Origin of the sequence: Nitrospirillum pindoramense (assembly GCF_007827955.1) — a bacterium.
Taxonomy (GTDB): domain Bacteria; phylum Pseudomonadota; class Alphaproteobacteria; order Azospirillales; family Azospirillaceae; genus Nitrospirillum; species Nitrospirillum amazonense_B.
In genome coordinates, this window is record NZ_VITR01000003.1 from 287,730 (window position 1) to 301,352 (window position 13,623).

General features: G+C 67.4%; 11 protein-coding genes. All 11 read left to right on the forward strand.

The window, feature by feature from the left end; genetic code table 11:
- Positions 1-66 precede the first annotated feature (66 nt).
- Positions 67-1,167, forward strand: coding sequence for a tRNA dihydrouridine synthase DusB (gene dusB / locus FBZ90_RS06300; RefSeq protein WP_145730168.1), 1,101 nt, complete (start codon positions 67-69; stop codon positions 1,165-1,167).
- The gene (locus tag FBZ90_RS06305) at positions 1,167-2,291 is read left to right on the forward strand and encodes a two-component system sensor histidine kinase NtrB (RefSeq protein ID WP_145730169.1); all 1,125 of its coding nucleotides are present in this window, start codon (positions 1,167-1,169) and stop codon (positions 2,289-2,291) included. Before dusB ends, FBZ90_RS06305 begins: the two co-directional genes overlap by 1 nt.
- A 3-nt stretch (positions 2,292-2,294) precedes the next feature.
- Positions 2,295-3,749 carry a nitrogen regulation protein NR(I) gene (gene ntrC / locus FBZ90_RS06310; protein WP_145730170.1) on the forward strand — a complete coding sequence of 485 codons (1,455 nt, stop codon included), beginning with the start codon at positions 2,295-2,297 and terminating at the stop codon, positions 3,747-3,749.
- A gap of 296 nt (positions 3,750-4,045) precedes the next feature.
- Entirely contained in the window at positions 4,046-6,376 is a 2,331-nt protein-coding gene (locus tag FBZ90_RS06315; protein ID WP_145730171.1) for a sensor histidine kinase NtrY-like, read from the forward strand.
- 30 nt (positions 6,377-6,406) lie between these two features.
- Positions 6,407-7,810 carry a nitrogen assimilation response regulator NtrX gene (ntrX, locus tag FBZ90_RS06320; protein WP_145730172.1) on the forward strand — a complete coding sequence of 468 codons (1,404 nt, stop codon included), beginning with the start codon at positions 6,407-6,409 and terminating at the stop codon, positions 7,808-7,810.
- A 65-nt stretch (positions 7,811-7,875) separates the two neighbouring features.
- Entirely contained in the window at positions 7,876-8,748 is an 873-nt protein-coding gene (locus FBZ90_RS06325; protein WP_145730173.1) for a D-amino-acid transaminase, read from the forward strand.
- Entirely contained in the window at positions 8,745-9,440 is a 696-nt protein-coding gene (locus FBZ90_RS06330) for an HAD family hydrolase (protein WP_338121706.1), read from the forward strand. The genes FBZ90_RS06325 and FBZ90_RS06330 overlap by 4 nt, the downstream gene beginning before the upstream one ends.
- Positions 9,441-9,588: 148 nt before the next feature.
- A complete protein-coding gene (gene hfq / locus FBZ90_RS06335; RefSeq protein WP_040843434.1) occupies positions 9,589-9,837 on the forward strand; it encodes an RNA chaperone Hfq in 249 nt (82 codons plus the stop codon).
- Positions 9,838-9,907: 70 nt separating this feature from the next.
- Positions 9,908-11,314 (forward strand): GTPase HflX, encoded by a 1,407-nt coding sequence (hflX, locus tag FBZ90_RS06340; protein ID WP_477529315.1) that lies wholly within the window; start codon positions 9,908-9,910, stop codon positions 11,312-11,314.
- Positions 11,315-11,453: 139 nt separating this feature from the next.
- The gene (locus FBZ90_RS06345; protein ID WP_145616338.1) at positions 11,454-11,741 is read left to right on the forward strand and encodes a co-chaperone GroES; all 288 of its coding nucleotides are present in this window, start codon (positions 11,454-11,456) and stop codon (positions 11,739-11,741) included.
- 150 nt (positions 11,742-11,891) lie between these two features.
- The gene (groL, locus tag FBZ90_RS06350; protein WP_145730174.1) at positions 11,892-13,550 is read left to right on the forward strand and encodes a chaperonin GroEL; all 1,659 of its coding nucleotides are present in this window, start codon (positions 11,892-11,894) and stop codon (positions 13,548-13,550) included.
- Positions 13,551-13,623: the final 73 nt, after the last annotated feature.

Here is a 13,623-nt window from a genome sequence, read left to right on the forward strand (position 1 = left end):
CTTTGCCGGGGCCTCATGATAGCTTGAACGCCTAATTTTGAAGCAGTCACGGAAAGCGCCTAGGAAATGGGCAGTAAGTTAGCGCCGATCCAGGTCGGTCCCATCACCATCGAGGATCCGGTGATCCTGGCGCCCATGTCGGGCGTCACCGACACGCCCTTCCGTCGCCTGGTGAAGCGCGCCGGCGCGGGCCTGGTCGTTTCCGAGATGATCGCCAGCCAGGCGATGATCCGCGCCACCCGCGAATCCGAGAAGAAGATCGACCCGGATGCGCAGGAGGGCGTGCTGTCCGTCCAGCTGGCGGGCTGCGAGCCCGAGGTGATGGCGGAGGCGGCCAAGCTGTGCGTGGACCGGGGCGCCTCCATCATCGACATCAACTTCGGCTGCCCGGTGAAGAAGGTGGTGAACGGCTACGCCGGGTCCGCGCTGATGAAGGATGAGCCGCTGGCCGGCCGTATCCTGGACGCGGTGGTCAAGGCCGTGCCCGTGCCCGTGACCCTGAAGATGCGCAAGGGCTGGGATGAGCGGAACCTGAATGCGCCGCGCCTGGCCAAGATCGCGGAGGAGTGCGGCATCCGCCTGATCACCGTGCACGGCCGCACCCGCAACCAGATGTACAATGGCACCGCCGACTGGGCCTTCATCCGCCAGGTGAAGGATGCCGTGTCGCTGCCCGTCATCGCCAACGGCGACATCGTGGATTTCCCGGACGTCACCCGCTGCCTGGAAGAGAGCGGCGCCGACGGGGTCATGATCGGCCGCGGCACCTACGGCCGCCCCTGGTTCATCAACCAGGTCATCCAGATGCTGCGCACCGGCGCGGCCCCGGCGGAGCCGACGCTGGTGGAACAGCGCGATCTGGTGCTGGAGCATTACGACGCCATTCTGGAGCATTACGGCACCGAGGCCGGCCTGAAGATCGGGCGCAAGCACATCGCCTGGTATTCCAAGGGCCTGCCCGGCTCCGCCGAGTACCGCGCGAAGGTGAACACCATCGAGAAGGCGGACCTGGTTCAGGACTTCGTGCGCGGCTGGTACCAGGATCTGCTGGACCGGGGCATCGTCGGGCGCGATCTGTCCGGCCGGGGCCTGACGGCGGAGGCCGGCTGCGACGTCGAAGACGGTGGGGACGACGTTACCGCCGGCGACAAGAAGGCGGCCGCCTGATGGGGCGGACGGCGGCCCTGCCGGCCCCGGCGAACGGCGTGGTCGATCCAACGGCCATCCTGTCCGCCCTGCCGGAACCCATCCTGGTCATCGACCGGCAGCGCCGTGTCCACTTCGCCAACCTGCAGGCGGAGGAGTTTTTCGACGCCAGCGCCACCTTGCTGGTGGGCAGCCTGCTCGACACCTTGATTCCGGGCGACAGCCCCGTCCATTCCTTGATAGACCAGGCGCGAATGACGGGCGGCAGCGTGTCGGACTACAGCATCATGCTGGAAACGCCGCGCATCGGCCTGCATTTCCTGACGGCCAAGGCCGCCCCCCTGTCCGATCCGCCGGACCTGGTGGTGCTGTCGCTGCATGAGCGGTCCATCGCCCGCAAGATCGATAATCAGCTGACCCACCGGGGTGCCGCCCGCTCCGTCGTCGCCATGGCGGCCATGTTGGCGCATGAGGTGAAGAACCCGCTGTCCGGCATCCGCGGGGCCGCCCAGTTGCTGGAGGAGAACGCCTCGGAAGGCGACCGCATGCTGACCCGCCTCATCTGTGACGAGGCTGACCGCATCGTGGCCCTGGTGGACCGCATGGAAGTGTTCACCGATGGCCGGCCGCTGGAAAAGACGGCGGTGAACATCCATGGCGTGCTGGAGCATGTGCGCCGCGTGGCGCAGAGCGGCTTCGGCCGCGCCATTCGCTTCATCGAGCGCTACGATCCGTCCCTGCCGCCGGTGCTGGGCAACCGCGACCAGCTGATCCAGGTCTTCCTGAACCTGGTCAAGAACGCGGCCGAGGCCTGCCCCGACAAGGGCGGGGAGATCGTCCTGTCCACCGCCTATCAGCATGGGGTGCGCCTGGCGGTGCCGGGATCGGACAGCCGGGTGCATCTGCCGCTGCTGATCAGCGTGCAGGACAATGGCGACGGCATTCCGGAAGACCTGCGGGCCAACCTGTTCGACCCCTTCGTCACCACGAAGATGAACGGGACCGGCCTGGGCCTGGCCTTGGTGGCCAAGATCATCGGCGACCATGGCGGGGTCATCGATTTCGACAGCGTGCCGCGTCGCACGATCTTCAAGGTTTCGCTGCCGGTCGCCCCTGGGCGGACGGCGTCAGAGGGGGGCGTTTAATCCATGGGTCCATCCACCATCCTTGTCGCTGACGACGACAGGGCGATCCGCACCGTCCTGAACCAGGCCCTGCTGCGCCTGGGCCATGACGTGCGGGTCACCGGCAATGCCGCGACCTTGTGGCGCTGGGTCCAGGATGGGGAGGGCGATCTGGTCATCACCGACGTGGTGATGCCGGATGAGAACGGCCTGGATCTGCTGCCGCGCATCAAGAAGCTGCGCCCCGAACTGCGCGTCATCGTCATGAGCGCGCAGAACACCCTGCTGACCGCCGTGAAGGCGGCGGAGCGGGGGGCCTTCGACTACCTGCCCAAGCCCTTCGACCTGAAGGACCTCATGGGCATGGTGGAGCGCGCGCTGTCCACGCCGCAGCCGGCCCCGCCGGCGGCGGCCGGCGCCGCGGCCGCGCAAGCCGAGGAGGAGGCGCTGCCCCTCATCGGCCGGTCGGCGGCGATGCAGGAAATCTACCGTGTCCTGGCCCGCCTGATGGGGACGGACCTGACGGTCATGATCACCGGCGAGTCGGGTACCGGCAAGGAACTGGTGGCCCGCGCCCTGCACGATTACGGCAAGCGGCGCAACGGCCCCTTCCTGGCGGTCAACATGGCCGCCATCCCGCGTGAGCTGATCGAGTCCGAGCTGTTCGGTCACGAGAAGGGCGCCTTTACCGGCGCCACCGTGCGCTCCACCGGCCGGTTCGAGCAGGCGCAGGGCGGCACCCTGTTCCTGGATGAGATCGGCGACATGCCGCTGGACGCCCAGACCCGCCTCCTGCGCGTCCTGCAGGAGGGGGAGTACACCACCGTCGGCGGGCGTACGCCCATCAAGACCGACGTACGTATCGTCGCCGCCACCCACCGCGACCTGCGCACCTTGATCCGGCAGGGGCAGTTCCGTGAGGATCTGTTCTACCGCCTGAACGTGGTGCCCATCCGCCTGCCGCCGCTGCGTGAGCGGACCGAGGACATCCCGGCGCTGGCGCGCCACTTCTTCGGTCTGGTCCATCAGCAGGGCCTGCCGTTGAAGAGCATGGACAACGCGGCGCTGGAACGGCTGCGGCGCCACCGTTGGCCCGGCAACGTGCGCGAGCTGGAGAACATGGTGCGGCGCCTTGCCGCGCTATACACCCAGGAAGTCATCAGCATCGACGTCATCGAGCAGGAGCTGGCCGATTTCGCCCCCGCCGCCGCCCCGGCGGAGGAGCCGCAGAACGAAGGCCTGGGGGCTGCGGTGGAGCGTCACCTGAAGGATTATTTCGCCGCCCATAAGGACGGCGTGCCGGCCGCCGGCCTGTATGACCGCGTGCTGCGCGAGGTGGAACGGCCGCTGTTGTCCCTGTCGCTGATCGCCACGCGGGGCAACCAGATCAAGGCCGCGCACATGCTGGGCCTGAACCGCAACACCCTGCGCAAGAAGATCAGGGATCTGGATATCCAGGTGGTCCGCGGCCTTAAGTAGCAGCGGCTCGTTCTACCAACGGGCGTAAGACGGACGGCTGGAAACGCGCGTTGCATTCTGGTAACAGAGGTGGGCGCCTGGGCCACAGCGGCATTTCCGGGCGGCACCCATCCGGTGGATGTTGGATCGGTGCCGTTTGGTGGCTTCGCCCGCCCACTTCCCATGTCGGGGGTGGCATCGCGCCCGTGTAATCCCCTTGGGGCCACCGACTTGGCAGCAACCGTGCTTCGTTTCGCCTTTCACGCGGTCTCATATCCAAAAGCCCCGGCTACGGCGCCGGCCCTGGTTCTCGCGCCATGACGGCCAACCCGCCGGCGCTGATCACGCCGCCCCCCGGCCCGGAAGTTCCGCACGCCGCCAAGGCTGACGGCTGGTGGCGCCGTCTGTCCGTCAGGGCCACGCGCTTCGGGTTGGGCAACAAGCTGGCGGTGGCCTTGGCCTTCGCCGCCGTGCTGTCGGGTTTCGCCACCTACGCGGCGCTGACGCAGCAGCCGCCCTTCGGCAACAACGCCAACACCGTCAGCCTGCTGCTGACCCTGGACGGCGCCCTGCTGCTCATGCTGCTGGCGCTTATGGCCCGGCGCATCGTCGGCCTGTGGATCGAGCGGCGGCGCGGCCTCGCCGGATCCCGCCTGCATGTGCGGCTGGTGGCGGTGTTCAGCCTGCTGGCCGTGTTGCCGGCCATCGTCATGGCGGCCTTCTCCGCCTTTTTCTTCTATCTGGGTGTCCAGTCCTGGTTCAGCGACCGGGTGCGGACGGCGGTGAACGAAAGCCTGGTGGTGGCGCGCGCCTATCTGGACGAACACCAGATCGCCATCAGCAACGACGCCCGCTGGGTGGCCAACGACCTGTTCCGCCTGGGCCCGCTGATCACCCTGGACCCGCTGTACCTCTACTCCTTCCTGCGCAACGAGTCGTTCCAGCGCTCCTTCACCGAGGCGGTGATCTTCGACGGGCAGGGACGGCAATACGGCAGCTACACCCTGGGCTCGGTCTTCCAGGCGGAGGCCTTCCCCAAGGAGCGCATGGAAAAGGCTCGCAAGGGCGATGTGGATGTGGAGTTCAACGAGGCCGACAAGCGCATCACCGCGCTGATCCGCCTCGATCCGGACTTCGACATCTTCCTGCTGCTGGGGCGGCCGGTGGAGGCCAAGGTCATGGAACACATGACCGCCGCCCAGACCGCCGTGCATGAATATACCGAGCTGGAGGGGCAGCGCTTCGGCCTTCAGACGAAGATGATGCTGATCTTCATCGTCGTCTCGCTGCTGCTGCTGCTGGTGGCCATCTGGGCCGGCCTGAACTTCGCCAACGCGCTGATCACCCCCATCAGCGCGCTGATCATCGCGGCGGAGCGCATCCGCACCGGCGACCTGAACGCCCGCGTGCCCGAGACGCTCCCCGGACCGGAGGATGAGCTGACCTCCCTCAGCCGCGCCTTCAACCGCATGACCAGCCAGTTGTCGTCCCAGCGCAGCGACCTGGTGGAAGCCAACCGCCAGCTGGACTTGCGCCGCCGCTTCACCGAGGCGGTGCTGGCGGGCGTGTCGGCCGGCGTCATCGGTCTGGATGAGCAGGGCTTCATCAACCTGCCCAACCAGTCCGCCGCCCAGTTGCTGGACATCCCCGACCTGCATGAGATGGTGGGCCGCGACATCCTGGCGGTGGTGCCGGAGCTGGAGGAGTTGATGTCCGCCATCCGCCGGCGCCCGTCGCGCCTGGTGGAGGCGCAGGTGCAGATCCGCCGAGGCAACACCCAGCGCACGCTGTTGGTGCGGGTGGCCGCCGACACCAGCGCCAACGGTATCCGCGGCTTTGTCATCACCTTCGACGACGTGTCGGAACTGCTGTCGGCGCAGCGCAAGGCGGCCTGGGCGGACGTGGCCCGCCGCATCGCCCATGAAATCAAGAATCCGCTGACCCCCATCCAGCTGTCGGCGGAGCGCCTGCGGCGCAAGTACCTCAAGGAAATCCAGAGCGATCCGGAAACCTTCAAGGCGATGACGGACACCATCGTCCGCCATGTCGACGATATCGGCCGCATGGTGGATGAGTTCTCCGCCTTCGCCCGCATGCCGACGCCGGTGATGAAGCCGCAGAACATCCAGGAGCTGTGCCGCCAGGCCGTGTTCCTGCAGGCGGCGGCCCAGACCGCCATCAAGTTCGAAAGCATCCTGCCGCCCCAGCGGATCGAGGTGGAATGCGACGGGCGGCAGATATCCCAGGCCCTGACCAACCTGCTGAAGAACGCGATGGAGGCTATCGAGGGCCGGATGGAGGAGGATGCCGTCATCGGCCGCGAGGGCCCGCCCGGCCACATCACCCTGAAGGTGGAGGGCATGGACGACCATATCGTCCTGACCATTGCCGACAATGGCAAGGGATTGCCGCACGAGGGCCGCGACCGCCTGACCGAACCCTACGTCACCACCCGGGCCAAGGGCACGGGGCTGGGTCTGGCCATCGTGAAGAAGATCCTGGAGGACCACGGCGGCACCCTGGGGCTGGATGACAACCCCGGGGGCGGCGCCCGCGTCACCCTCATGCTACCGCTCATTCAGGCGGCCGCCCCGCAAGACGCGGACGCGACCGCCAGCCCGGTCCCGGCTACCGGCACCAGTGCCTAAAAAGGCGTTTGACTCCAAAGGCGTTGACCCATGGCGCATGATATTCTGATCGTCGATGACGAGGCTGACATCCGGATGCTGATCGCTGGCATCCTGGAGGATGAGGGCATGAAGACCCGGGAGGCGGCGGACGCCGACCAGGCCCTGGCCGCCGTCGCCGCCCGCCGCCCCAGCCTGATCATCCTGGACATCTGGTTGCAGGGCAGCCGCCTGGACGGCCTGCAGATCCTGGATGAGATGAAGCGGGACCACCCTGACGTGCCGGTGGTGATGATCAGCGGCCACGGCACCATCGAAACGGCGGTGGCGGCCCTGAAGAAGGGTGCCTACGACTTCATCGAAAAGCCGTTCAAGTCCGACCGCCTGCTGCTGCTGGTGGAGCGCGCCATCGAGGCGGCCCGCCTGCGGCGCGAGAACCGGGAACTGCGTCTGCGCGCCGGTGGCGAGGTGGAACTGATCGGCCGGTCGCTGCTGATCAACCAGTTGCGCCAGTCGCTGGACAAGGTGGCGCCCACCGGCAGCCGCGTCCTGGTCAGCGGCCCGCCGGGCAGCGGCAAGGAGATCGTGGCCCGCATCATCCACGAACACTCCCGTCGGGCCGATGGCCCCTTCGTGGCGCTGAACTGTGCCACCATGCGGCCCGACCGGCTGGAGGTGGAGCTGTTCGGGACGGAGCATGCCATCGACGGCGCCGGCCGCAAGGTCGGCACCTTCGAGCAGGCGCACGGCGGCACCCTGTTCCTGGACGAGGTGGCGGACATGCCGCTGGAAACCCAGGGCAAGATCGTGCGCGTGCTCCAGGAACAGACGTTCGAGCGTGTGGGCGGCAGTACCCGGGTGGAGGTGGATGTCCGCGTCATCGCCAGCACCAACCGCGACCTGGCGGCGGAAATCGAGGCCGGGCAGTTCCGCCAGGACCTGTATTACCGCCTGGCGGTGGTGCCGCTGAAGGTGCCGGCCCTGCGCGAGCGGCGGGAGGACATCCCGCTGCTGGCGCGCTATTTCCTGCAGCGCTCCGCCACCGCGTCGGGCTTGCCACAGCGCATCCTGGGTGAGGACGCCATGGCGGCGTTGCAGGCCTATGAATGGCCGGGCAACGTGCGCCAGCTGCGCAACGTCATGGATTGGCTGCTGATCATGGTGCCGGGCGACCCGGATGAGCCCATCCGCGCCGACATGCTGCCGCCGGAAATCGGTTCCATCACGCCGACGGTGCTGCGCTGGGAAAAGGGCGGGGAGATCATGTCCCTGCCGCTGCGCGACGCCCGCGAGGTGTTCGAGCGTGAATACCTGCTGGCCCAGGTCACCCGCTTCGGCGGCAACATCTCCCGTACCGCCTCCTTCGTGGGGATGGAACGGTCGGCCCTGCACCGCAAGCTGAAGTCGCTGGGGGTTCATGGCAATGACCGGGGTGATGGAAAGGGTGAGGAATAACGCGCAATTGACTGACGTAGTGTCAGTTTTTGCCTGCGCTTAAGATTTTAGATGAGGTTCATCCCATGCCGCGGACAGCCTATGTCAACGGTCGCTACGTTCCGCACGGCGACGCCCATGTCCATATCGAGGATCGGGGTTTCCAGTTCGCCGACGGCGTTTACGAGGTGGTGTCGGTGGTCGATGGCGTCTTCGCCGACGAGGATGGCCACCTGGCCCGCTTGTCCCGCTCGCTGAACGAGTTGGACCTGCCCTGGCCCATGCACCCCATGAGCCTGCGCTTCGTCATGCGCGAGGTGGCGCGCCGCAACCGGGTGCGCAACGGCCTGCTCTATGTCCAGATCACCCGGGGTGAGGCGCCGCGTGATTTCCGCTTCCCGGTCGATCCGGCGCCCACGCTGGTGGTCACCTGCCGCGCCACGAAGTTCAACGCGCCGCAGCACCTGGAGAAGGGTGTTTCCGTCATCACCATCCCCGACATCCGCTGGGCCCGGCGCGACATCAAGTCGGTGGCGCTGCTGCCCCAGGTGCTGGGCAAGCAGCAGGCGGCGGAGGCGGGCGCCTTCGAGGCATGGCAGGTGGACCCCGACGGCACGGTCACGGAAGGCTGCTCCAGCAACGCCTGGATCGTCACCCAGGCGGGCGTGCTGGTCACCCGGGCGGCCAGCAACCGCATCCTGAACGGCATCACCCGCCTGTCGCTGCTGGCGGAGGCAGAGGCGGCGGGCATCCCGTTCGAGGAGCGGGCGTTCACGGTGGAGGAGGCCTACGCCGCGCGCGAGGCCCTGATCTCCAGCGCCAGCACCTTCTGCATCCCCGTCACCCGCATCGATGGCCGGCCGGTGGGCGATGGCATGCCGGGGCCGTTGGGCCGGCGCTTGCGCCAGGCCTATCTGGCGCATGTCGGCGTGGCCGACCCGGTGGCGGCCAGGTCGTGAGCGTGCGCGACACCGTGTCCACCTCGGCCGTGGCCGTGCCGCCCCTGGCACTCCCCAGGGCGGTGCTGTTCGACTGGGACAACACCTTGGTGACCAACTGGCGCTGCGTCCATGCCGCCACCAACGCGGCGCTGGACGCCTTCGGCCTGCCCACCTGGACACTGGAGGAAAGCTACACCCGCGTGCGCCAGAGCTTGCGCGACGCCTTTCCCGCCCTGTTCGGTGACGGGTGGGAACGGGCGCGGGACATCTTCTACGCCCACTTCGAGGCCCACCACCTGGAATACCTCGACCCGCTGAGCGGGGCGGGCAGGCTGCTGGAAAGGCTGGCCGCCCGTGGCGTCTATGTCGGCGTGGTCAGCAACAAGACCGGCCGTTTCCTGCGCACCGAGGCTGGGGCCCTGGGCTGGGACCGCTGGTGCGGCGCTTTGGTCGGGGCGGGCGATGCCGAAGCCGACAAGCCGCACCCGGCACCCGTCCACCTGGCGCTGAAGCCGTCGGGGATGACGCCCGGGCCGGATGTCTGGTTCGTGGGCGATGCCGACATTGACATGGAATGCGCCCATCGTACCGGCTGTGTGCCGGTGATGGTCGGGGCTACCCCGCATGGCGAGGGCGCCTTGGGCGCTTTCCCCCCCTTGCGCCACTTCCCTGGCTGCGACGAACTTTGCACCTTGGTGGATGCGCTCTAGCACCCCATATCAGTTCCTGTGCTAGGATGGCGGACGCTCCGGGATGTGCCCGGGGTCGCCGGCATTTTGACGCACGGCTCCATAACCGCCGAAAAGGCACCCCCCCGGGCTCTCCCTAGGGAGCCCGCAATAAAGAGCGAGGCATGCAATGTCCGAAAAGTCGCAAAACGTTCAGGACGTGTTTCTGAACCATGTGCGGAAGAACAAGACCCCTGTGACGGTCTTCCTCGTCAACGGCGTGAAGCTGCAAGGCATCATCACCTGGTTCGACAATTTCTCGGTGCTTCTGCGCCGGGACGCCCATTCGCAGCTGGTCTACAAGCATGCGATCTCGACCGTGATGCCGGCGCACCCCATCCAGTTGTTCGAGTCGGCCAAGGAAGGCGACCACGATTGATACGCGTGACCAGTCGGCCCCGTCCCGCATTGGGACGGCCAGGCCGGTTGACGGAAAGGACGGCGGCGCTGTGACGGATCGTCCGGCGGATGTGTCCGCCCCCCTTTCCGATAGGCCAGAGGCGCCGCCGGTGGAGCAATCCGCCCGGCGCGCCCTGGTGATCCATCCCATTTTACGTGAAGACCTCGACGATAAACGCAGCCCCGAATCCCGGCTTGAGGAAGCGGTCGGCCTGACCGCCGCCATTGAGCTTGACGTGGTGGCGGCCGAGTGCGTGCGCGTCACGCGGCCCAAGCCCGCCACCCTGCTGGGCGGTGGTTATCTGGAGGAGGCCGCCCAGCGCATCGCCGAGCAGGGTATTGGCCTGGTCGTGGTGGACCACGCGCTATCGCCCGTGCAGCAGCGCAACCTGGAGCGCGACCTCAAGGCCAAGGTCATCGATCGCACCGGCCTGATCCTGGAGATTTTCGGGGCGCGGGCGCGCACCCGGGAAGGCCAGCTTCAGGTGGAATTGGCGGCGCTGACCTACCAGCGTTCCCGCCTGGTGCGGTCCTGGACCCACTTGGAGCGGCAGCGCGGTGGTTTCGGCTTCCTCGGCGGCCCTGGCGAAAGCCAGCTGGAAATGGACCGCCGCCTCATCGGCGACCGCATCATCAAGCTGAAGGCGGAACTGGAGGAGGTGCGGCGCACCCGCGGCCTGCATCGCAAGGCGCGCGAGCGCGTGCCTTATCCGGTGGTGGCCCTGGTCGGCTACACCAACGCCGGCAAGTCCACGCTGTTCAATCGCATGGCGCGGGCCGACGTGTTCGCCAAGGATCTGCTGTTCGCCACGCTGGACCCCACCATGCGGTCCATCGTCCTGCCGTCCGGCCGCAAGATCATCCTGTCGGACACGGTGGGCTTCATCTCCGACCTGCCCCACCATCTGGTGGAAGCATTCCGCGCCACCCTGGAGGAGGTGCTGGCCGCCGACATCATCCTGCACGTGCGTGACGCCGCCCATCCGGACAGCGAGGCGCAGCGCGCCGACGTGGAGTCGGTGCTGGGCGAACTGGGGATCGATGTCGAGACCGATCCGCGGGTGGTGGAGGTCCTGAACAAGATCGACAAGCTGCCGCCGCTGGACCGCGACGCCCTGGTGCGCCAGAGCCGCCGGCCCGATGGCCTGGTGGCGGTGTCGGCCCTGACCGGGGAGGGGCTGGAGAGCCTGTTCAACGTCCTGGACCGCCGCATGGTGGCGGGCCGCGACGTGGTGAAGGTCCGTGTTCCGGTCAGCGATGGCGCCGCCATGGCCTGGCTCTATGCCAAGGGCGAGGTGACGGAGCGCGAGGACGACGACGACAACGCCCACCTGACGGTGGCGCTGGAGCCGGCGGACGTGGCCCGTTTCCGTGACCGCTTTCCCGCCTGTTCCGTGACGGAGACCCCGCCGCTCACCGAACGGGTTGCCCCGGACAGACAGGTCCAGGTGTCCTAACCCGCCATCCCGTCGGCATTCCGCCCTCAGCCGCGCATCCCTTGCTTCCCGCCGCCTTGGCGGTTGGGCTAAGGTGCCGGCCACCCGACGCCGGCCCGCTTCATGAGAAGGGGCCGGCGCCCATCCCTGGAGGTTCCAAATGAGTTTCAGGCCCCTGCACGACCGTGTGGTGATCCGGCCCATCGAGCAGGATCAGAAGACCGCTGGCGGCATCATCATCCCCGACACCGTCAAGGAAAAGCCCCAGCAGGGCGAAGTCCTGGCTGTGGGCAGCGGCGCCCGCAACGAGAAGGGCGAGATCGTCGCCCTGAGCGTGAAGGCCGGCGACAAGGTGCTGTACGGCAAGTGGTCCGGCACCGAGGCCAAGATCGACGGCAAGGACGTGCTGATCATGCGCGAGTCCGACCTGCTCGGCGTTTTGGAATAAGAACAGCGGCATGAGGCAACCTCATGCCGTAGCCCACGACCGTGGGCGCCGGAGATTTCTGGGGAGCCGCAGGCGGACTGGAAATCGAGGATAGCCAAGGCCACGAATGTGGCCGCCGGCGCCTGAGGGAAAACGAAAAAGGAATTAAAAATGGCTGCCAAGGACGTGAAGTTCAACACGGATGCCCGTGACCGCATGCTGCGCGGCGTGGACATCCTGGCCGACGCCGTGAAGGTGACCCTGGGCCCCAAGGGCCGCAACGTGGTCCTGGACAAGAGCTACGGGGCCCCGCGCATCACCAAGGACGGCGTCAGCGTCGCCAAGGAGATCGAGCTGGCCGACAAGTTCGAGAACATGGGCGCCCAGATGGTGCGCGAAGTGGCCTCGAAGACCAACGACGTCGCCGGTGACGGCACCACCACCGCCACCGTGCTGGCCCAGGCCATCGTGCGCGAGGGCGTGAAGGCCGTGGCCGCCGGCATGAACCCGATGGACGTGAAGCGCGGCATCGACCTGGCGGTGACCGCCATCGTCGACGACCTGAAAGGCCAGTCGCGCAAGGTTTCCACCTCCGGCGAGATCGCCCAGGTCGGCACCATCTCCGCCAACGGCGAAGCCGAGATCGGCGAGATGATCGCCAAGGCCATGGACAAGGTCGGCAACGAGGGCGTCATCACGGTGGAAGAGGCCAAGAGCTTCGACACCGAGCTGGAAGTCGTCGAGGGCATGCAGTTCGACCGCGGCTACCTGTCGCCGTACTTCGTGACCAACGCGGAGAAGATGACGGCCGAGCTGGAAAGCCCGTACATCCTGCTGCACGAGAAGAAGCTGGGCAGCCTGCAGCCCCTGCTGCCGGTCCTGGAGGCCGTCGTGCAGAGCAGCCGTCCGCTGCTGATCGTGTCGGAAGACGTGGAAGGCGAGGCGCTGGCCACCCTGGTGGTGAACAAGCTGCGCGGCGGCCTGAAGATCGCCGCCGTGAAGGCCCCGGGCTTCGGCGACCGCCGCAAGGCGATGCTGGAAGACATGGCCATCCTGACCGGCGGCCAGGTCATCTCCGAAGACCTGGGCATCAAGCTCGAGAACGTGTCGCTGGACATGCTGGGCACCGCCAAGAAGGTGGTGATCACGAAGGACGCGACCACGATCGTGGACGGCGTCGGCGCCAAGGCTGACATCGAGGCCCGCATCGGCCAGATCAAGGCGCAGATCGAGGAGACTACCTCGGACTACGACCGTGAGAAGCTGCAGGAGCGTCTGGCGAAGCTGGCGGGCGGCGTTGCCGTCATCCGCGTCGGCGGCGCCACCGAGGTCGAGGTGAAGGAGCGCAAGGACCGCGTTGACGACGCCATGCACGCCACCCGCGCCGCGGTGGAAGAGGGCGTGGTGGCCGGCGGCGGCACCGCCCTGCTGCGCGCCACCCGGTCGCTGGCCAATGTGAAGCCGGCCAACGACGACCAGCGCGTGGGCGTGGACATCATCCGCAAGGCCCTGCAGTCGCCGGTCCGTCAGATCGCCTTCAACGCCGGCACCGACGGTTCCATCGTTGTCGGCAAGCTGCTGGACAACAACGACGCGGCCTTCGGCTATAACGCCCAGACCGGTGAGTTCGGTGACATGTTCGCCTTCGGCGTCATCGACCCGACGAAGGTGGTCCGCACCGCCCTGCAGCATGCCGCGTCCGTGTCCGGCCTGCTGATCACCACCGAAGCCATGGTGGCCGAGAAGCCCGAGCCCAAGTCGGCCCTGCCGGAAGGTGGCATGGGCGGCGGGATGGGTGGCATGGGCGGCATGGGTGGCATGGGCTTCTAAGCCTTGCCATTCCCAGGGCCCGGCTTTCCGGCCTTGTTTGTGGAGGGGGTCGCCTCCTGGTTCATCCAGGGGG

Bases quoted from the DNA above. Each gene is read 5' to 3' on its own strand.
- FBZ90_RS06305 (WP_145730169.1), top strand. From the start codon at position 1,167: ATGGGGCGGACGGCGGCCCTGCCGGCCCCGGCGAACGGCGTGGTCGAT.
- ntrX (WP_145730172.1), top strand. From the start codon at position 6,407: ATGGCGCATGATATTCTGATCGTCGATGACGAGGCTGACATCCGGATG.
- FBZ90_RS06345 (WP_145616338.1), top strand. From the start codon at position 11,454: ATGAGTTTCAGGCCCCTGCACGACCGTGTGGTGATCCGGCCCATCGAG.
- ntrC (WP_145730170.1), top strand. From the start codon at position 2,295: ATGGGTCCATCCACCATCCTTGTCGCTGACGACGACAGGGCGATCCGC.
- FBZ90_RS06315 (WP_145730171.1), top strand. From the start codon at position 4,046: ATGACGGCCAACCCGCCGGCGCTGATCACGCCGCCCCCCGGCCCGGAA.
- dusB (WP_145730168.1), top strand. From the start codon at position 67: ATGGGCAGTAAGTTAGCGCCGATCCAGGTCGGTCCCATCACCATCGAG.
- hfq (WP_040843434.1), top strand. From the start codon at position 9,589: ATGTCCGAAAAGTCGCAAAACGTTCAGGACGTGTTTCTGAACCATGTG.
- groL (WP_145730174.1), top strand. From the start codon at position 11,892: ATGGCTGCCAAGGACGTGAAGTTCAACACGGATGCCCGTGACCGCATG.
- FBZ90_RS06325 (WP_145730173.1), top strand. From the start codon at position 7,876: ATGCCGCGGACAGCCTATGTCAACGGTCGCTACGTTCCGCACGGCGAC.